The 19,737-nt window shown below is 56.1% G+C and carries 15 protein-coding genes; 9 read left to right on the top strand and 6 right to left on the bottom strand.

Annotated features, from left to right (window positions below):
- Position 1: 1 nt before the first annotated feature.
- Positions 2–3,778 (bottom strand): autotransporter assembly complex protein TamB, encoded by a 3,777-nt coding sequence (tamB, locus tag KW829_RS18810; protein WP_218308819.1) that lies wholly within the window; start codon positions 3,776–3,778, stop codon positions 2–4.
- Positions 3,775–5,508: an autotransporter assembly complex protein TamA gene (gene tamA, locus KW829_RS18815; RefSeq protein ID WP_108417872.1), complete on the bottom strand. Its 1,734-nt coding sequence runs from the start codon at positions 5,506–5,508 to the stop codon at positions 3,775–3,777. Before tamA ends, tamB begins: the two co-directional genes overlap by 4 nt.
- A gap of 225 nt (positions 5,509–5,733) precedes the next feature.
- Between tamA and msrA the strand changes: the two genes are divergently transcribed.
- A complete protein-coding gene (gene msrA, locus KW829_RS18820; RefSeq protein ID WP_010427407.1) occupies positions 5,734–6,375 on the top strand; it encodes a peptide-methionine (S)-S-oxide reductase MsrA in 642 nt (213 codons plus the stop codon).
- Here msrA and KW829_RS18825 read toward each other — a convergent pair whose 3' ends face one another.
- Entirely contained in the window at positions 6,376–7,434 is a 1,059-nt protein-coding gene (locus tag KW829_RS18825) for a LacI family DNA-binding transcriptional regulator (protein WP_010427408.1), read from the bottom strand.
- A gap of 192 nt (positions 7,435–7,626) precedes the next feature.
- On the opposite strand from KW829_RS18825, the gene KW829_RS18830 reads away from it, so the two are divergent.
- The 6 genes from KW829_RS18830 (at position 7,627) to KW829_RS18855 (ending at position 15,238) form a co-directional block, all read left to right on the top strand.
- Complete coding sequence (locus tag KW829_RS18830) at positions 7,627–8,778, top strand: Gfo/Idh/MocA family protein (RefSeq protein ID WP_010427410.1); 1,152 nt, start codon at positions 7,627–7,629, stop codon at positions 8,776–8,778.
- Positions 8,779–8,794: 16 nt separating this feature from the next.
- A complete protein-coding gene (locus KW829_RS18835) occupies positions 8,795–9,964 on the top strand; it encodes a Gfo/Idh/MocA family protein (RefSeq protein ID WP_010427412.1) in 1,170 nt (389 codons plus the stop codon).
- A gap of 11 nt (positions 9,965–9,975) precedes the next feature.
- Complete coding sequence (locus KW829_RS18840; RefSeq protein WP_218308820.1) at positions 9,976–11,043, top strand: Gfo/Idh/MocA family protein; 1,068 nt, start codon at positions 9,976–9,978, stop codon at positions 11,041–11,043.
- Between the two features lie 11 nt (positions 11,044–11,054).
- Positions 11,055–12,077, top strand: coding sequence for a Gfo/Idh/MocA family protein (locus KW829_RS18845; RefSeq protein WP_108417876.1), 1,023 nt, complete (start codon positions 11,055–11,057; stop codon positions 12,075–12,077).
- 79 nt (positions 12,078–12,156) lie between these two features.
- Positions 12,157–13,704: an MFS transporter gene (locus KW829_RS18850; protein ID WP_089599724.1), complete on the top strand. Its 1,548-nt coding sequence runs from the start codon at positions 12,157–12,159 to the stop codon at positions 13,702–13,704.
- A gap of 196 nt (positions 13,705–13,900) precedes the next feature.
- Positions 13,901–15,238, top strand: a complete 1,338-nt coding sequence (locus KW829_RS18855) for a hemolysin family protein (RefSeq protein ID WP_042715770.1) — start codon at positions 13,901–13,903, stop codon at positions 15,236–15,238.
- A gap of 70 nt (positions 15,239–15,308) precedes the next feature.
- On the opposite strand, the gene KW829_RS18860 is transcribed toward KW829_RS18855, so the two are convergent.
- Complete coding sequence (locus tag KW829_RS18860; RefSeq protein ID WP_003856054.1) at positions 15,309–15,515, bottom strand: DUF1107 domain-containing protein; 207 nt, start codon at positions 15,513–15,515, stop codon at positions 15,309–15,311.
- Positions 15,516–15,840: 325 nt separating this feature from the next.
- Between KW829_RS18860 and KW829_RS18865 the strand changes: the two genes are divergently transcribed.
- Complete coding sequence (locus KW829_RS18865; RefSeq protein WP_042714214.1) at positions 15,841–16,398, top strand: YtfJ family protein; 558 nt, start codon at positions 15,841–15,843, stop codon at positions 16,396–16,398.
- On the opposite strand, the gene cysQ is transcribed toward KW829_RS18865, so the two are convergent.
- Complete coding sequence (gene cysQ, locus KW829_RS18870) at positions 16,392–17,132, bottom strand: 3'(2'),5'-bisphosphate nucleotidase CysQ (protein ID WP_010427426.1); 741 nt, start codon at positions 17,130–17,132, stop codon at positions 16,392–16,394. The genes KW829_RS18865 and cysQ overlap by 7 nt on opposite strands.
- Positions 17,133–17,322: 190 nt before the next feature.
- Here cysQ and KW829_RS18875 point away from each other — a divergent pair, with 190 nt between their 5' ends.
- Positions 17,323–19,266 carry a bifunctional 2',3'-cyclic-nucleotide 2'-phosphodiesterase/3'-nucleotidase gene (locus KW829_RS18875; RefSeq protein WP_108417878.1) on the top strand — a complete coding sequence of 648 codons (1,944 nt, stop codon included), beginning with the start codon at positions 17,323–17,325 and terminating at the stop codon, positions 19,264–19,266.
- Positions 19,267–19,350: 84 nt separating this feature from the next.
- Here the strand turns inward: KW829_RS18875 and KW829_RS18880 are convergent, their stop codons facing one another.
- Positions 19,351–19,737: a helix-turn-helix domain-containing protein gene (locus KW829_RS18880; protein ID WP_010427428.1), complete on the bottom strand. Its 387-nt coding sequence runs from the start codon at positions 19,735–19,737 to the stop codon at positions 19,351–19,353.

The following is a 19,737-nucleotide window of genomic DNA, read 5'->3' on the forward strand; positions in this document are numbered from 1 at the left end:
GCTAAAACTCAAACTGATAGAGCAGATCAAGTGCCTGGTCTACGCCGGACACTGCTTCCAGATATAGCTTAGGCATCAGGCGATAGCGTAGCGTGAGTGTTGCCAGTGAGTCAAAGATCCCCACACCATATTTTACCTGCAGACCCGGCAGTACATAGCCGCTGACCACCACCTGCGAGGAGTCGCCCACGCCCTGGGTGTCCAGCGCCAGATTGCTTACGCCGAACGTCTCGCCGATTTTACCCACAACCTGACCACTTTGTGCAACCCCCAGACCCACTAACATTGATGTCATCGCAGCACCATCGCCTTGTGCGCTATCCAGTCCCTGTCCACGCAGGAGATAAGAAAGTGCTTCTTGCTGCGACATGGCCGGGTCGGAGAAGATCTCCGCTTTGGGTTCGTCGGCTGAGCCGGTGACACGCACGCCAGCAATCACATCGTTTTCAGTCGCTTCAGGGTTACGAATGGCTTCGATATTGAGCACCGGCTGATCCGGTGGACCGGAGAACAACAGCTCGCCTTTACGCACAATCAGATCCTGACCGTAGGCGTGGAAACGCCCATCAGGAATATTGATTTGCCCGTTAAGGCCCAGCCCTTGACTGTCCTGCGCCACTTTCAGATCGCCCGTGAGTCTCGCCTTCAGCCCAAACGCATCCAACCGCACGTTATTCCCCACGTGGACGATAAGATTACTATTGATTGGTATGCCTGCGCTCTGTTGTTCAACAGGTTTCAGATTTTCACTGAGCATAACTTCATCGCTGGAGACGCCGACTGCACTTTCCGGTACCTCGTGAACCACGATACGCGCCCACGGCACGTCAACACGACCGTCCAGAGTGAACAGACTCGGTGTCGCCTCAAAGACGACGTCAGGTGAGACATCCAGACGCACCATCGGCGGTACGGTGATGCGTACCCGGCTCCCCTTCGCCGCGATGCGTGCGCGCCAGTTATCAAGCTGGCTCCAGTCAGCATCACCGCTCAGATTAATTTGCCCCTGCTGGGTCAGCACCGAGCCGTTCAGCGTCGAACTCATGCCGTTGAAGTTCAGTGCTATCTGGCTCGGCTGCATGTCGAACGGCATAAAGTTACCGTCAATATCGAGCCCGCTGAGCCGCATCTGACCAAACAGCTGCGGGCTTTCCGCGTTGCCAGCCAGACGCAGATTGGCATTGAGCAGTCCCTCGGCTTTTTCCCCACGCGCGAAAATGGGGTTCACCATCGCCAGGTTGAAATTGCGGATATTCACGTTACCGCCGAGATTACGCCGCCCTTGCGGATCGGTAATCTGTACCTGCCCGTCTAGCTGACCGTTGTTGGTCAGGCGGATCGTCCATCCCAGCTCAGCACGGTTGTTATGCAGATCGGCACTCAGGTTCAGGGTGTCGAACGCCACCGGCAGCGGCGCGTCGTTGACTTCTTGCGTCACCTTCACGTTACGCCCGGAGAGCGTCACGCTGCCCTGCGGCAGCCCCTCTTTGGTGGTGTCCCATGCGACATCCGCTTTACCGCTAAAGACGCCGCTGGCCTGGGTCGTGTCCGGCATAAACGGCTTTAGCATCGCCAGATCGAAGCGGTTGAGGTTAATCTGCGCGCGCCCTTCTGCCCCCGCATCAATAGTCTGCGGTACGCAAAGTTCTGCGTTAGGGTTGGTCCAGCAGTGCGGTCCGATGCTGATCTTCTGCTCGGCGTTGCGGTAATCCAGCGCAATCGAGCGCGACAGCGCCAGCGGCCCTACCGGCGTGCTGAAGCGGGTGTTATCCAGTTGCCCCTTCCAGCGTTCCGCTTTGCGGTCAAAGCTTCCCGTCAGATGGAGCTGACCGGATACCGGTTCGCCCTGCACGCGTAGCTGGAGGTCGTGCTGCTTCTCGTTGCCTTTGGCTTCCAGCGTCACCAGATTGATGTTCACATCCGGCTGGGAGATACGCTCCACACGCAGGTTCAGATTGCCGCCGATCTGATCGGTGGATTTTACATCCCCTTCAACGCGAACGCGGGCGACGGACAGTTCCTGCCAGCGCAGGTTATTGGCGGTGATATCCGCCAGCAGCTGCGGCGCCTCCACCGTACCGCGCACCTTCACCAACCCTTTCGCCGTGCCGCCAAGACCCGGCAGGGCGTTATCCAGATTCGGCGCGTCAATGGTGGCATCCAGGTTGAGATCCTTCACGCCCAGCTCGCCTTTGATATCCGCCGTGTTGCGGCCCAGCGCCACGTGCAGCCCCGGAATGATCCACTGCAGATAGCTGTTGCCTTTCAACGAGCCTTCAACGCTAACCTTGTTCTGCTTCACGTTCCCGGTGAGCTTGATTTCCGGTACGTCCATCTGCCAGGTGCCGCCGTACAGGCTGCCGCGGGTTTTAATCAGGCCATCCAGTTTCGACGGCCAGTCCGGCACCTCTTTGGCGGTGTTAATGCCCGTCAGCTTCAGCTCGCCGCGCCAGCTGATTGCCTGCTGCCAGTCAAGCAGCGCGGTCAGCTCGGTTTTGCCTTCCAGCGCCGCGACGGTCAGCTTGTCGAGGTTAACCTGCTGTTCGTTGCCTTTTGCATCCAGCGTAATGTTCGCGGGCGGCACGCCCTGCCCCTTCACCGCGGTGCGGAACGAGAGCGTGTAATCGGTCATCTTGCCGCTCAGCTTCAGTTTCAGGTCATCGGCCTGGAACTGTTTTTCGCCGGTGAACGGCCAGTAAAGCTGCTTGCTGACAATCTCAAGATTGAGCGGCAGCCCGGCCTCCGCCAGCTGCGTTTGCGCGCGCAGGACCATGTCCACCGGGCCGGAGAGATTGATCCCGACATCCAGCTTCTCGCGCAGCGCCCCGCCTACTTTGACCTTCACCTTTTCGCCTTTCAGCGGATCGATGTTGAGCGCGCTGTTCAGCGTAATATCCACCGGCCAGTTGTCCCGCAGCAGGGCATTCCCTGACGCATTGACAGAGCCCTGATTGGTGTCGATATCCAGCGCGTCGAGCTTCATGTTGCCGTCAATGCTGCTGACTTTCAGCAGCATGTTATAGACCGTCAGGTCGGTATCGCCCGTCAGACGCAGCTGTTCGCCTTTGAATTCCTCAATGTTGAGGTTCAGCGGCAGATGCACGTCGGTCATCTCCGGCAGAACCGGTTTCGAGAAGAGATCTTTCAGCGTTTCACCCAGCGGCTTTTCTTCCGGCTGCGGGTTCTGGATCTTCGGCTCGACAATCTCTTCCTGCGCCACGTCGGCCACTTTCGGTAGCGCAATCAGCAGCCCCTGCAGGGACGTTGGCGTCAGGGTAAGGTTTTTCTCCTGCCAGCGCAGGCCGGAGGTGAAATCCATCACGGACACGGTGGTGTCGTCGATTTTGATATTGACGTTATCCAGCGCCACCCGATAGAGCGCAATCGGGTACGGTGTGGACAGATTCAGCGGGCCGCTGTCCTCTTCCTCGACCGGCGCAGACTTCGGCATTTTTTTTGAATCTATCGCCACGTTCACATCTTTTAGCGAGAGGTCGTTCACGCAGAGCTTACTGTCCCGCAGACAGCCCAGCTTCACGGCCAGATGGAATTCGCCTGCATTAACGGCCACGCCCGGCTGCTCATAACGAATGTTCTTCAAACGCAGGTCGCGCCAGCCGCCCGTCACCTGGCCAATTTCCAGCCCCGGCACCCAGCGGTTAGCCGCGTTAAACAGCAGATGCAGGCCGGTGGTGGTGCCCACCAGAAACGCCACCGTACCGAGCAGCAGCACGATAAAAATCAGTACGCCGAGGCTTATCTTCTTCCATAAACTCATAATTCAGGCCCCAGACCGATGTAAAACTGTAAACCGTGTTCGTCTTTGTCGCCCACCGGCACGGCGAAATCGAGCTTGATAGGCCCGACGGGTGACTGCCAGCGCACGCCTACGCCCGCGCCGGTTTTGAAATCGCTGCGGCGGATATCGTTTACCGCCTCACCGCCATCCACAAACATCGCTCCCCACCACTTGCCGCTGACGTTGTACTGATACTCCAGCGAGCCGGTCGCCAGTTTTGATGCCCCGGTCAGCTGGCCTTTTTCGTTTTCCGGTGAGATCGATTTGTACTTATACCCGCGAATGCTGCGGTCGCCCCCGGCGAAGAAGCGCAGATCGGGCGGCACGCGTTCGAAATCGCCCGTCTCAATCCAGCCGAGATTACCGCGCATCACAAAGCGGTGTTTGTCGTACAGCGTACGGATCCAGACGTTTTGCGCCTGAAAGACGGAGAAGTCCACGTCGGAGCCCCAGGCGGTGTTGGAATAATCGATGGAGTAGCGCTGTGAGTCGCCCCAGGTCGGCATCAGGCCCCCGCGCGAGCGGGTGCGGCTGATCATCACGCCCGGATAAAGCAGCATGGTGGTGTTGGTGACGTTGGCCTGGGTAAAGTGGTCGAGGCTCCAGCGCAGGTTAATGGCGCGCTGCCAGCCGCTTGAAAGATCCCAGAAACGCGATACGGCAAGCGTCGTTGAGTCCTGCTCGGTGTCGTTCAGGTCGGTGCGCTTAAAGCCGCCCTGCAGAAGGTAATACTGCTCAAGCGGATTTTTCAGCAGCGGCATTTTGTAGCTGAAATCCAGCTGCTGCTCAGGCGCAGAGAGGCTCAGACTGGTGGTCAGGCTGTGGCCGTAGGAGTTCATCCACGGTTTTTTCCACGAGGTTTTCACGCGTGGGCCAACGTCCGTCGAATAGCCCACACCGGTTTCAATGGTGTTCTCGGTGCGCGGGGAGACCACGCCATGCAGCGGCAAGACTTTCGTTTTACGGGACTTTTCAAATTCCGGCGCGACAATCACCGAGTTAAACCAGCCGGTTGCCGACAAACGGCGGTTGAGTTCGCCCAGGTCGCTCGACTGGTAATAGTCGCCTTTTTTAAACGGTATCAGGTTTTGCAGGTACTCCTCGCGGATCTGCGATCCTTCGAACGTCACATCGCCAAAACGATAGCGTTCACCGCTGTCGTAGTCGATGTCCCAGAAGGCCTGACGCCTCTCCAGCGCTACGCCAAGCTGGCTTTTATTAAACTGGCTGTCGAAATAGCCTTTACGTAGCGCGACGTTGGTTAAGGATTTTTTAAAATGATCGTAGTCGCCGTGATTCAGAACGGTGCCAACTTTAGGACGGGTACTCAGCAGATCCAGGTAATCCCGATCCGTACGCGCGCCGCCACGCAGCACCACGTTGGTACCGCCAATCAATACCGGCTCACCCGCTGAGACGCGGGCAATCAGCACCTGACGCCCCTTCTTTGGTGGCGGGCGGAGGTCGAAATCAATGGTGGGTTCGTAATACCCCAGCGCTTTCAGTCCTTCGCGGATCGCGTCATCCACGCGCGCGCGAAAACGCCGGTCCGGCGTCACTTCGTCACTCTGGATCGTCGATAACTGCGCGCGCACGTTTTTTTCCAGCGCCCCGGATAACCCCTCAACCTGCAAACGGACATTCGCCGCGCTGGCAACCCCGCTTGTCAGCAATACACTGACCAAACATAACTGGCGGATTTTTGTCACGTTTTCTCCTGAATATCCCTGTTTCCACCCTGGAAGCAAATGAAATGCCGCTCTGCGGCAAAAAAACGGCCTGTTAGCCAAAAACCCAAATCGTGGGTTGAAAATGGGTGTAACACCCAAATATTTCTTATGATTAAATCTAGACTCATTCAGCGCATTTATTGTGTTCAATTAAACGCTTCGTGACAACCTTAACCGAAACATCGCTACCCGGGAGGCACCATCGTGAGTTTATTCGACAAAAAGCATCTGGTTTCACAAGCAGATGCATTACCGGGACGCAACACCCCTATGCCTGTGGCGACCTTACACGCCGTAAACAACCATTCAATGACAAACGTTCCTGATGGAATGGAGATCGCCCTGTTTGCCATGGGCTGCTTCTGGGGAGTTGAACGTTTGTTCTGGCAACTGCCCGGCGTTTACAGTACCGCAGCAGGCTATACCGGCGGTTACACGCCAAACCCAACCTACCGCGAAGTGTGCTCCGGCGATACCGGTCACGCGGAAGCGGTTCGCGTGGTGTATGACCCGGCCATCATCAGCTACGAACAGCTGCTGCAGGTGTTCTGGGAAAATCACGACCCGGCGCAGGGCATGCGTCAGGGTAACGATCACGGCACCCAGTACCGTTCGGCCATTTATCCGCTCACACCCGAGCAGGATGCTGCCGCGCGCGCCAGCCTTGAGCGTTTTCAGAAAGCCATGCATGACGCGGGCGATACGCGCGAGGTGACCACGGAAATCACCACCGCGAAGCCGTTCTATTATGCCGAGGACGACCACCAGCAATATCTGCATAAAAACCCGTATGGCTACTGCGGAATCGGAGGCATCGGCGTCTGTCTGCCGCCACAGCTGGCCTGATCACTGGTCTAGCGCCACGCGAGCCGCGTGGCGCGTCGCATTACTCACCGAACCAAAATCCATCACCTTCCCCTGCAACAGCAAATTATAAACCGGCGCCTGAGGTCGGTTGAGGCGCGTTTGCAGCAAATGTACCGCTTCTATCCCCAGTTCACGACAGGGCACCGTGACGCCGGTGACCGGTTTTTCCAGGCGGTGCGCTAAATTCCAGGCAAAATCGGTGGTGATGAGTGAAATGTCTTCCGGGATACGAAGCCCGTGACGCGTCAACGCTCTGATCACCCCCTCCACCATGCTGGTACTGTTGGGGAAAATCACCTCCGGCCACTGCGCTTTATCATGACTCGATAGCCACTCATCCAGCGCCTGTTCGGCCTCCTCCGCGGTAAACCACTCCGTCACTAACAAATCACGTCGTGGCTCAAAGGCAATGTGAAAATGGCGGTACGCCTCTTTGATACCATCCAGGCGAGCATAGAGCGTATCCCGCCGCAGACATGTTAAGGTCAGCACCCGGCGGTGTCCCTGCTCAAAAAGGTGCTGCATGGCGGTAAAACCAATGGCCCGATGGTCGGGCGAAACGGAATCCAGCACCCGATCCCTGTCGACGGAATTAATTAAAACGCAGGGTTTATTGAGCGTGCTGGCCAGTTTAAATATGGTGGAATCATCCGTGCCAATGATAATTATCGCGTTGATATTTTTATGACTGGCCTTTTCCAGAAACAGTTTTACATCGGCGTGCTGTTCTTCTAATCCGCAATAGCTGACCCAGACATTATGCGGCGCGCTGGCTTCGGCGATTCCTTTGGTCACTTCGAGATAAAAAATATCGCCGCGGCCCTGAAAGGTTCTTTCCGGCGCAAAAACAGCGATACCGTTAATTAATAGCCGCCCGCTTGCCATGGATTCAAGGACACCTAATTCCCGCGCGGTGCGAACAATCGCTTCCCGGGCCTTATCGCTGGTATACGACTTCCCGCTTAGCACCCTTGAGACAGTGCTAACGGAATAGCCCGTCAGGGAGGAAATTTCCTCCATTTTTAACTTACCCGCCATAGTGTGACCTCGCTCCCAATCAGTTTTTGCAAATATTTGCAGAAACAGCGCATTGATTTTAAAACTAAATTTCAAAATGGTTAGAGTTTACTTATTGACCTTGCGAGTATTCTCACAAAAACACATTGTCGCTGCGCCTGAGCTTTCCTATTTTCCGGTCATCACTCTTTTCGACTGAAATTAAGGTGAGACATGGAGAAGGTACGTTTTGGCATTATTGGTATAGGTAATATTGGCACGGTCCACGCGCGCTATTTACTGGCAGGTACCGTCAGCGACGCCTGCCTGGCGGCAGTTTGTGATAACGCGCTGGAAAAGCATCCTGCCATTCGTCAGATGGTCGGCACCCTCCCACTGTTTAGCGATGCGCAGGAGATGCTCCAGAGCGGGCTTATCGATGCGGTCATTGTCGCCACGCCGCACTATGAGCACCCGCGCCTGTCGATGCTGGCGATGCGCAACGGCATCCATACCCTGTGTGAAAAACCGGCGGGCGTGTACACGGCGCAGGTTCAGGAGATGAACGCCTGTGCCCAGGCGTGCGACGTGGTGTTCGGCATCATGTACAACCAGCGCCCGAATCCGCTCTACCAGAAAGTGAAAGATCTGATCGACAGCGGCGAGCTGGGTGAAATCCGCCGTTCAAACTGGATCATCACCAACTGGTATCGCTCACAGAGCTACTACAACTCCGGCGGCTGGCGCGCCACCTGGAAAGGTGAAGGCGGCGGCGTGCTGCTCAACCAGGACCCGCATCAGCTCGATCTCTGGCAGTGGCTGGTCGGCATGCCGGTCCGCCTGCGCGCCTTCTGTCAGTTCGGTAAGCATCGCGATATCGAAGTGGAAGACGAAGTCACCGCCTACGCCGAGTATGCCAACGGTGCCACCGGCGTGTTTATCACTACCGTCGCCGAAACGCCGGGCACCAACCGCCTGGAAATAGCGGGCGATCGCGGCAAAGTGGTCGTCGAGGAGGGGAAACTGCGCTACTGGCGACTGCGCGAATCGGAAACCGCCTTTAACGCCCGCTGGGAGAACGGCTTTGGGGAGCCTGAGTGCTGGGAAGTCTCGATCCCCGTCGCCCCTGAGTACAGCGAACATCACGTCATTACCGCCAACTTCTGTGCGGCCATCCTGCGCGGCGAACCGCTGATTGCGCCGGGTCTGGAAGGGATTCATGGGCTCACGCTCTCTAACGCCATGCACCTTTCCACCTGGACGGACGACTGGGTCGAGCTGCCGCTCAACGAAAAACAGTATCTGCGCCTGCTTCAGCAACGCATCAGCACCTCAGTGGCTAAAGAGACAGCCAGCGTCACGCTGGACGCCTCTGGCACCTGGTAACTCCGGAGAAGAAACGATGTTAAATGTCGCCATTGTGGGAACGGGGAATATCTCGCATAACCATATTCAGGGCTATTTGCAGTTTGGTCAGCGCTGCCGGATCGTTGCGCTGGTGGATATCTACCCGGAAAAAGCGGAAGAGAAAAAAGCGCGCTACGGCCTGGAAGATGCCCGCGTGTATGAAAGCCACCAGCAGATGCTGGAATCTGAGTCGAATGTCGACATCGTCGACGTCTGCACGCCGCCCTACGTCCACGCAGAGATCAGTATCGACGCGCTCAACGCCGGTTGCCACGTGCTGTGTGAAAAACCGATGGCCGCCTCGCTGGAGGAGTGCGACGCGATGATCGCCGCCCAACAGGCCAGCGGTAAAACGCTCTCCATCATTGCCCAGAACCGCTTTACCGATGCCTTCTGGCGCTTAAAAGCGGCGCTGGACTCCGGCCTTGCCGGGAAAGTCTGCCATGCGCAGGTGGACTCCTTCTGGTGGCGCGGTCACTGCTACTACGACCTGTGGTGGCGCGGCACCTGGGAAAAAGAGGGTGGCGGCTGCACCCTTAACCACGCGGTGCACCACATCGACGCCATTCAGTGGATGCTTGGCTTCCCGTCCGAGGTGGTGGCGATGATGACCAACGTAGCGCACGACAACGCTGAAGTCGAAGACCTCAGCGCCGCGATCTTCAAATACCCCAGCGGCGCGCTCACGCAGTTGACCGCCTCGGTGGTGCACCACGGCGAAGATCAGAAAATGATCATTCAGGGTGATAAGGCGCGCATCTCCGCACCGTGGCAGGCCTTTGCCAGCGTCAGCGCCGATAACGGCTTCCCGCAGGAAACCCACGACCAGCAGCGAGAAGCACAGCTCAACGCCGTTTTTCAGGAGACGCCAAAGCTCGAGTGGACGCTGCACACCGGGCAGATCAATGACCTGCTTTATGCCATTGAGCACGGCACGGCGCCGCTGGTAGACGGCGTGCAGGGCAAACGCTCGCTGGAGCTGATTACCGCCATTTATAAATCAGCCATCACTCGCGCTGTCGTCTCATTGCCCATTGGCCGCGACGATCCGTTTTACCGTACCGGCGGGACCAACGCCCTCGCCCCCCGTTTTTATGAAAAATCCGCAAGCGTCGCCAACTTCAGCGAAGTGGGTGCGATTCCCCTCGGCAAAGATCTGGATTAAGGAGTGACACCATGAACAAGAATGACGGTATGAACTACGCCCCGGTGGGCAAACCGCAGCCGGTTGTCCGCGAGGGTGAATTCGTCTTCGCCGCCGCCGCGCTCGACCACGGCCATATCTACGGGATGAGTAACGGCCTGATAGAAGCCGGAGCCACGCTGAAGTGGGTGTACGACCCCGATCCGGCCAAAGTGGATAAATTTATCCAGCAGTACCCGCAGGCAAAAGTGGCAGAGTCGCTGGAGGTGATCCTCAACGACGACGAAGTGCGCCTGGTTGCGGGAGCAGCAATTCCTTCCGAACGCTGCGCGCTGGGGCTGAAAGCGATGGCGGCGGGAAAAGATTACTTCACCGACAAAGCGCCGCTCACCACCCTTGAGCAACTGGCGGACGCCAAAGCGATGGTCGAAAAGACCGGCAAGAAATATGCGGTGTACTACAGCGAACGTCTTCACGTCGAGAGCGCGGTTTTTGCCGGGCAGCTGGTGCAGCAAGGCGCCATTGGCCGCGTCGTGCAGACCCTGGGTACCGGGCCGCACCGGGAAGGCGCGGGCCGTCCGGACTGGTTCTACGATCGTCGCTACTTCGGTGGGATCCTGTGCGATATCGGCAGCCACCAGATTGAGCAGTTCCTGTTTTATACGGGCAACAGCGATGCCACCGTCGTCGCCAGCCAGGCCCGCAATGTCAACCACCCTCAGTATCCGGCGTTTGAAGATTTCGGCGATGCGATGATCAAAGGCGAAAACGGGGCCAGCGGCTATTTCCGCTGCGACTGGTTCACGCCGGACGGACTCTCCACCTGGGGCGATGGCCGCCTGACGCTGCTCGGCACCGACGGATATATTGAGATCCGCAAGTATGTCGACCTCACCCGCGGCGAGCAGGACGTAGTCTACCTCGTCAACAAAGAGGGGGAGTTCCGCTATCCGGTGGCCGGGCAGGTCGGGTTCCCGTTCTTTGGCGAGCTGATCCTCGACTGCCTGCACCGCACTGAAAACGCCATGACGCAGGCACACGCTTTCAAGGCTGCCGAACTGTGCGTGAAGGCTCAAATGCTGGCCAACGCAGCCGGATAAGGGGAACGACGATGACGATCCTGAACACGGCAATTATTGGCGGCGGCGCGATCCACCGTTGCCATGTGAATGCTCTCCGCCAAATTCCTAACGTGGCGCTACGCGCGCTGGTGGATATCGACAGCGTCAAAGGGTTGAAGCTGGCGATGGGCTATCAGTGCCGCTTTTATCAGGATTACCGGGAAATGCTGCTGGATGACAGCATCGACGTGGTGCATATTTGCACGCCTCACTTTGAACATAAAAGTATGATCCTGGCGGCGCTGGCCGCCGGGAAGCACGTTTTCTGTGAAAAGCCGGTGGGCATGAACGGCAGCGAGCTTGTCGATATCGCCCGCGCCGTTGAGCAGGCGAAGGGACAGTTTGGCGTCTGCTACCAGAACCGACTCAACCCCACCAGCCTGCGCGTGCGTCAGGAGTTAGCCCATGGCGGGCTGGGTAAGATGCTCAGCATCAAGGCGGTGCTAACCTGGTCACGCTTCGGCACCTACTACACCGACAGTCCGTGGCGTGGGCGACTGGCGACCGAAGGCGGCAGCCTGCTGATCAACCAGGCAATCCACACCCTCGACCTGATGCAGTGGTTTGGCGGCGGCGTGACGCGGCTCAAAGGCGTAGTCGATAGCGGAGAACTGGCAGACGTGACCGAAGGGGAAGACAGCGCGATGGCGACGCTGCATTTCGCCAACGGCGCGCGCGGCCTGTTTTATGCCACTAACTGCCACACCACCGATTCCCCTCTCCTGATGGAGATCCACTGTGAACACGGTTCACTGCTGCTGGAACACAACGTTCTCTGGCGCATCACGCCCGGTGAACGCCTCAAACTGACAACCGACGATTCACCCGACGGCTCGGTCAAAAGCTACTGGGGTCTGGGTCATCAACAGGCGATCCGTCGCTTTTATCACGCCCTTATTCATCCGGAAAACAGGGATTACACCGATATCCATGAAGCCGGAAAATCACTCACCCTTGTGGAGGCCATTTATCGCTCATCTCAATTACGACAATGGATAGAGATCAATAACTAGAACGTAATGTGCAATCCAGACGTTAATAAAAACACGACCTGACATACAGGTTAAACATTACCCTACACTGGATATTATTATGGTCAAACCAACTGAACGTAGAGTTGGTTATGGCGTAGCGCTTGGCTACGGCATAACCGATCTGTTTGGCGGAGGCGCTTTCGCCATTATCGGCACCTGGCTGTTATTTTTTTACACCACCTATTGCGGACTCTCTGTGATTGAAGCGGGATCAATATTTGCCATTGCCCGCGTCATTGATGCGTTATTAAGTCCGATTATGGGTTATATCACTGATAATTTCGGGGATACCTGGCTTGGACGAAAATTTGGTCGTCGCCGCTTCTTTTTATTACTCAGCTCCCCGTTAATGTTTCTGTACGCCCTGCTGTGGATGACGGACATGGGATACTGGTACTACCTGGGCACCTATCTGTCTATCGAACTGCTGTCGGCAATGGTACTGGTCCCCTGGGAAACGCTGGCGGCAGAAATGACCAACCGCTACGAAGAGCGCAGCCGTCTTTCGGGCGTGCGGATGATCTGCTCACAGCTGGGCGGTTTTCTTGCGGTATCGGTCCCCGGTGTGATTATGCAATTCACCGGCAAAGATAATCCGTTTACCTATACCCTCACCGGACTGATATTTTCATGCGTGTTCTGCCTGGCTGTATTTATTACCTGGTACACCACCTGGGAAGCAAAAGATGTCCATCAGGAATCGAACTTCAAGGTGGATAATCAGCGTAAAGGCGGCCTGGGGAATCACTTGAAATATCTGGTGCTCGATCTCTTTTCGTCATTCCGTATCCGTGCGTTCCGCCTGCATATACTCATCTATATTTTTTCTTTTACCGCGATGGATGTATTCGGTTCAGTCTTTACCTATTACGTGGTTTATTGCCTGAGCCAGGATGCCTCTGCGGTTTCCGGCTGGCTAAGCATTGCGGCCTTTGCCTCGGTACCGGGCACGTATGGGTTTATGCTGCTGTTGAACCGGCTGAACATGACGCCTTCTGCCGCCCTGCGGCTCTCGTACGGCTGTATCTTCCTGGTGCTGGCGTTTCTGTTTACGGTCTACCTCACCAAAACGCAGGTGCCGACGCTGCTCTTCTCAGCTGTCTTTATCCTGCTCGGTGCGGCACGTTCCGGCCTGTATTACATCCCCTGGAATATTTACAGCTTTATTCCGGACATTGACGAGATGGTCACGCAGCAGCGCCGCGAAGGGATTTTTGCCGGGGTGATGGTTCTGACCCGCAAAAGCACCGTGGCGATTGCCATCATGATTATCGGCCTGGTGCTGCAGGAGTCCGGTTTCGTGAAGGGCAGCGGTGCGCAGCCTGAAAGCGCGCTGGGTGCCATTATCGGGCTGATGATTTTCGCCACGGCAGCCCTGCTGACCGTCAGCTTCTTCACGACATACAAATTCAAGCTGACCCGTGAGACACACAAGGTACTGCTCAAAGAAATTGCCCGCCGCAAGCTGGGCGGCGATTATCGCGACTGCGACGAGAAAACCCGCGTGGTGATCAAGCAGCTGACGGGCTACGAGTATGACCAGGTGTGGGGAGGCGATGCAACGCGCCGTGCAGTGGGTAACGTCCCGCTGTCGACCGTCAAATAGCGACATATGCCGGGCAGGTTCCCCACCTGCCCGGCCTTTTTTTGCCCAAAATGTGACCTCTGGCAGATTTACATCTCTTTACGCTATACTACCCGCTGAAATAATCGGCTCAACGCTACGAGCTGACGTTCAATGTGTCTTCACACAAATGGTATCAACTCCCCTTCTGAGGATCTGGCGAGAAGCCGGATAAACTATGTTAAACAGTATTTTAGTAATACTTTGCCTTATTGCCGTCAGTGCATTTTTCTCGATATCCGAGATCTCGCTGGCCGCGTCCCGTAAAATCAAACTTAAGCTGCTTGCCGATGAAGGCAACATCAACGCCACGCGCATCCTGAAAATGCAGGAAAACCCCGGCATGTTCTTCACCGTGGTGCAGATTGGCCTAAACGCGGTCGCCATTCTCGGCGGTATCGTGGGTGATGCGGCGTTTTCCCCGGCGTTTTATAGCCTGTTTGTGCAGTACATGTCCGTTGAACTGGCCGAACAGCTGAGCTTTATCCTCTCCTTCTCGCTGGTGACTGGCCTGTTCATCCTCTTCGCAGACCTGACCCCGAAACGCATCGGTATGATTGCGCCAGAAGCCGTGGCTTTGCGTATCATCAACCCGATGCGCTTCTGCCTGTACGTGTTCCGCCCGCTGGTGTGGTTCTTCAACGGCCTGGCAAACGTGATTTTCCGCATCTTTAAGCTGCCGATGGTGCGTAAAGATGACATCACCTCCGACGACATTTATGCGGTTGTAGAAGCCGGGGCGCTGGCCGGGGTGCTGCGCAAGCAGGAGCACGAGCTGATTGAGAACGTTTTCGAACTCGAATCCCGTACCGTGCCGTCTTCCATGACGGGCCGTGAGAACATTATCTGGTTCGATTTACACGAAGATGAGCAGAGCCTGAAGAACAAAGTGGCGCAGCATCCGCACTCTAAGTTCCTGGTCTGTAATGAAGATATTGACCACATCATCGGTTACGTCGACTCCAAAGACCTGCTGAACCGCGTGCTGGCAAACCAGAGTCTGGCGCTTAACAGCGGTGTGCAGATCCGCAATACCCTGATTGTGCCGGACACTCTGACGCTCTCAGAAGCGCTTGAAAGTTTCAAAACCGCCGGGGAAGACTTCGCGGTGATCATGAACGAATACGCGCTGGTGGTGGGTATCATCACCCTGAACGACGTGATGACCACGCTGATGGGCGATCTGGTGGGCCAGGGGCTGGAAGAGCAGATTGTTCAGCGTGACGAAAATTCATGGCTGATCGACGGCGGTACGCCGATTGAAGACGTGATGCGCGTGCTGGACATCGACGAGTTCCCGCAGTCGGGCAACTACGAGACCATCGGCGGCTTTATGATGTTTATGCTGCGTAAAATCCCGAAACGTACCGACTCGGTGAAGTTTTCCGGCTACAAGTTTGAAGTGGTGGATATTGATAACTACCGCATCGACCAGCTGCTGGTGACGCGCATCGATAACAAACCGACCGTGCTGGTGCCGAAGCTGCCGGACGCGGAAGAGAAGGTGTCGGCGTAAAGTCCCTGCCCCACATACATCAACGGCTCCCATTGGGAGCCGTCTTTTTAACTACTGCATAGCACGTTGGTTAAGCCATCTCAGTCTGCAGACGCATAACCTGACGGTTGACTTCGGACATCACAGACAGGTGCTGTTTGTCCTTCACTTTTGGGATAAGGATTTTGCCCTTATCAAATTCAAAAGCGCCAACATCCTTGATATACAACCGTCCACGGAACAGGATCTTCACGTACTTCGCCACCTGAAGCGGGTTGTAGCGTTGGAAAATTTTCATTCTTGTATCTCCTGCGAATCATACGCTCTTGCGGTGCCACAATCGGCCCGACTGTCCTGAGCGCAAATTTTATTGCCCAATGACTATAGACCAGAACTACGTTGTTACCCAGTGTGCATAAGTTTATTTACCGTTTGATTACAATTATTCAGAATAATCTTTGCAAACCGTGACTCAGGGCAGTATAAGCCGTCGTTTTTTCATGGATATGTGCGTTCACCCGCAAACTGGCATCGGGATTGCGGGAAAACCCCATTGATCGCACTTATGATTAAAAGCGTAAGACCAAGTGGTCGGATCACCTGCTAACAAAAAAGGAAACACCATGACCCTACGTAATATCCTTGCAGCAGCCTGCCTGCTGCTGCCCCTGTGGGCTTGCGCTCACACGATTGAAAAAGGACAACGCGTACCGCCAGTCGGCATTGCTGACCGGGGAGAATTGATTCTCGACAATGATAAGTTTAGCTACAAAGCCTGGAATAGCGCGCAGCTTGCGGGCAAAGTGAGAGTTGTACAGCATATTGCCGGTCGTACATCCGCGAAAGAGAAAAACGCTACCCTGGTGGAAGCGATCAAAGCCGCAAAATTCCCGCATGATCGCTACCAGACCACCACCATTGTGAACACCGACGATGCCATCCCCGGCTCCGGCATGTTTGTGCGCTCGAGCCTGGAGAGCAACAAAAAGCTCTACCCGTGGTCGCAATTTATCGTCGACAGCAATGGCGTGACGCGTAAGGCGTGGCAGCTTGACGAAGAGAGCTCTGCGATTGTGGTGCTCGATAAAGAGGGACGCGTGCAGTGGGTGAAGGACGGCGGATTAACACAAGAGGAAGTGCAGCAGGTGGTTGCTCTGCTGCACAAGCTACTGGCTCAGTAAATTGAAACCCGGAAGCCAGGGTTGAGGAATGATTCTCGCGGGGTATAGTCCAGCGGCTTACCCTGCCAGTCATGAACATGCGCACCTGCCGCCGCCGCTACCGCGTGCCCTGCCGCCGTGTCCCAGACGTTGGTTGGCCCAAATCGCGGGTAGAGCTGCGCGTGTCCTTCCGCCACCAGGCAGAACTTGAGCGATGAACCAATCGACGTCGTCTGGTGTTCACCCAACTGCTGCAAATACTCCTGCAGTTCGCTGTCGCTGTGGGAACGGCTGATCACCACCAGCGGTGGACGCGCATCACGCACCTGAATCTGCTTACGCACGCCGCACTCTTCCTTCCAGGCTTTACCTTCCGCAGCGCTGTACATGACTTTCATCACCGGCGCGTAGACCACGCCGAGCACCGCTTTTCCCTTCTCAATCAGGGCGATGTTGACGGTAAACTCACCGTTGCGCTTGATGAACTCTTTCGTTCCGTCCAGCGGATCCACCAGCCAGTAACGCTGCCAGTGCTGGCGCTCGTCCCAGCCCTGCGGCGCTTCTTCTGACAGGACGGGAATATCCGGCGTTAACGCCTGCAAACCTTTCAGGATCACGCCATGCGCCGCGATATCCGCCGCTGTGACCGGGGAGTCATCCGCTTTGCTGACAACGTCCATCGGCTTCTCGCCGTCGTACACTTGCATAATGGCATCACCCGCATCCCGTGCGAGCTGACAAATTTTATCTAACATTCTCCACCTCTTCGTTAACGCAGTGGTCATAACTCGTTGTTTTATTTATATCGTAATGTGAACAATTCTGCTATCTGTGAAGCAATTCCGGTTTCACTACCCTTATTTCTGGCAGGATTCACACTTCTGTAAGCAACGCGATATACATACATAATCTTTTGTGGCTTGGATCGAAAAAAGGACTCTTCTGATGATTAAGTTTAGCGCAACGCTCCTGGCGACGTTGGTGGCCGCCAGCGTTCAGGCGGCAACGGTGGATCTTCGTATTCTGGAAACGACCGATCTTCACAGTAACATGATGGACTTCGATTACTACAAAGATACGCCTACCGAAAAATTCGGACTGGTACGCACAGCAAGTTTGATTAACGCCGCCCGCGGTGAAGTGAAAAACAGCGTGCTGGTCGATAACGGGGATTTAATTCAGGGTAGCCCATTGGGCGATTACATGGCCGCGAAAGGGCTGAAAAAGGGCGAAATCCATCCGGTTTATAAAGCGATGAATACCCTGGACTATACCGTCGGCAACCTCGGTAACCACGAATTTAACTACGGTCTGACATACCTGCACGATGCGCTGGCCGGTGCGAAATTCCCGTACGTTAACGCCAATATCATCGACGTTAAGACCCAAAAGCCGCTGTTCACTCCTTACCTGATTAAAGAGACCGAGGTTGTCGACAGCGAAGGTCATAAGCAGACGCTGAAGATTGGCTACATCGGCTTTGTGCCACCGCAGATCATGACGTGGGATAAAGCCAACCTCGACGGGAAAGTGACCGTTAACGACATCACCGAAACCGCGCGCAAGTATGTGCCGGAAATGCGCGAGAAAGGCGCTGACCTGGTGGTGGTTGTCGCCCACTCGGGTCTCTCCGCTGACCCGTATCAGGCAATGGCGGAGAACTCCGTTTACTACCTGAGTGAAGTGCCGGGCGTTGACGCGATCCTGTTCGGCCACGCTCACGCGGTCTTCCCGGGCAAAGATTTCGCCAGCATCAAAGGCGCGGATATCGAGAAAGGGACGCTCAACGGCGTGCCGTCGGTGATGCCGGGGATGTGGGGCGATCATCTCGGCGTGGTGGATCTGGTGCTAAATAACGATGGCGGCAGCTGGAAGGTGACGCAATCAAAAGCCGAAGCGCGCCCGATTTACGACGCTGCGGCTAAAAAATCGCTGGCAGGTGAAGATAAAAAGCTGGTCGACGTGCTGAAGCATGACCATGACGCGACCCGTGAATTCGTCGGCAAGCCGATTGGGAAATCCGCCGACAACATGTACAGCTTCCTGGCGCTGGTGCAGGATGACCCAACCGTTCAGGTGGTCAATATGGCGCAAAAAGCCTATGCCGAACACTTTGTTCAGGGCGATCCGGATCTGGCAAAACTGCCGGTGCTTTCAGCCGCTGCACCGTTCAAGGTGGGCGGACGCAAGAACGATCCGGCAAGCTACGTGGAAGTCGAAAAAGGCCAACTGACGTTCCGTAACGCCGCCGATCTCTATCTTTATCCGAATACGCTGGTCGTCGTCAAAGCGACGGGGAAAGAGGTGAAAGAGTGGCTGGAATGCTCCGCCGGGCAGTTCAACCAGATTGACCCGAACAGTAGCAAGCCGCAGTCGCTGATTAACTGGGACGGGTTCCGCACCTACAACTTCGACGTGATCGACGGCGTGGAGTATCAGATTGATGTTACTCAGCCAGCCAGATACGACGGCGAGTGCCAGACCCTTAATCCGCAGGCTGAACGTATCAAAAACCTGACCTTCAACGGCAAAGCAATCGACCCGAATGCCACCTTCCTGGTGGTGACCAATAACTACCGCGCCTACGGCGGTAAGTTTGCCGGAACGGGTGACAGCCACATCGCTTTTGCTTCACCGGACGAGAACCGCTCGGTGCTGGCGGCGTGGATCAGTGCGGAATCGAAGAAGGCGGGCGAAATTCATCCTGCAGTGGATAACAACTGGCGTCTGGCGCCGATCCACAGCGATACGAAACTGGATATCCGCTTTGAAACCTCGCCGTCCGATAAAGCTGCCGCGTTCATTAAGGACAAGGCGCAGTACCCGATGAAGAAGGTCGCAACGGATGATATCGGGTTCGCGATTTATCAGGTGGATTTGAGCAGGTAGCGGTGATTGTGCCGGGTGGCGCTTCGCTTACCCGGCCTACGAACTGCAGGTAGGCCGGGTAAGGCGAAGCCGCCACCCGGCTTTTTACGCCGCACGATCGTCGCGATTAGCCATCACCTTCGGCGTATTTACCTCAATCCAGTCCGCCAGCGCGGCCACTTTCTCGCTCACCTCAACGCCCAGCGGCGTCAGACTATACTCTACGTGCGGCGGCACAACCGGATATGACACGCGATCGACAAATCCGTCCTGCTCCAGCGCCTGAAGCGACTGGGCCAGCATCTTCTCGCTCACGCCGCCCATCTTACGGCGCAGGTCGCTAAAGCGATGCGTACCCTCGCGTAACGCCACCAGGATCAGCACGCCCCAGCGGCTGGTGACGTGCTTAAGCACGTCCCTTGAAGGGCACTGTTCCGCGAAGAGATTGCCATCGCGCATTTGCTCGCTGAGTGTCGGAATGGTCTTTTTCAT

The organism is Enterobacter sp. ENT02 (genome assembly GCF_019219165.1).
Taxonomy (GTDB): domain Bacteria; phylum Pseudomonadota; class Gammaproteobacteria; order Enterobacterales; family Enterobacteriaceae; genus Enterobacter; species Enterobacter mori.

Excerpts from the sequence above, each read along its gene's own strand:
- cysQ (WP_010427426.1), bottom strand. The coding sequence starts at position 17,132 with ATGTTAGATAAAATTTGTCAGCTCGCACGGGATGCGGGTGATGCCATT.
- KW829_RS18875 (WP_108417878.1), top strand. The coding sequence starts at position 17,323 with ATGATTAAGTTTAGCGCAACGCTCCTGGCGACGTTGGTGGCCGCCAGC.
- KW829_RS18850 (WP_089599724.1), top strand. The coding sequence starts at position 12,157 with ATGGTCAAACCAACTGAACGTAGAGTTGGTTATGGCGTAGCGCTTGGC.
- KW829_RS18825 (WP_010427408.1), bottom strand. The coding sequence starts at position 7,434 with ATGGCGGGTAAGTTAAAAATGGAGGAAATTTCCTCCCTGACGGGCTAT.
- KW829_RS18860 (WP_003856054.1), bottom strand. The coding sequence starts at position 15,515 with ATGAAAATTTTCCAACGCTACAACCCGCTTCAGGTGGCGAAGTACGTG.
- KW829_RS18845 (WP_108417876.1), top strand. The coding sequence starts at position 11,055 with ATGACGATCCTGAACACGGCAATTATTGGCGGCGGCGCGATCCACCGT.
- KW829_RS18840 (WP_218308820.1), top strand. The coding sequence starts at position 9,976 with ATGAACAAGAATGACGGTATGAACTACGCCCCGGTGGGCAAACCGCAG.
- KW829_RS18835 (WP_010427412.1), top strand. The coding sequence starts at position 8,795 with ATGTTAAATGTCGCCATTGTGGGAACGGGGAATATCTCGCATAACCAT.
- KW829_RS18830 (WP_010427410.1), top strand. The coding sequence starts at position 7,627 with ATGGAGAAGGTACGTTTTGGCATTATTGGTATAGGTAATATTGGCACG.
- KW829_RS18880 (WP_010427428.1), bottom strand. The coding sequence starts at position 19,737 with ATGAAAAAGACCATTCCGACACTCAGCGAGCAAATGCGCGATGGCAAT.
- KW829_RS18855 (WP_042715770.1), top strand. The coding sequence starts at position 13,901 with ATGTTAAACAGTATTTTAGTAATACTTTGCCTTATTGCCGTCAGTGCA.
- KW829_RS18865 (WP_042714214.1), top strand. The coding sequence starts at position 15,841 with ATGACCCTACGTAATATCCTTGCAGCAGCCTGCCTGCTGCTGCCCCTG.
- tamB (WP_218308819.1), bottom strand. The coding sequence starts at position 3,778 with ATGAGTTTATGGAAGAAGATAAGCCTCGGCGTACTGATTTTTATCGTG.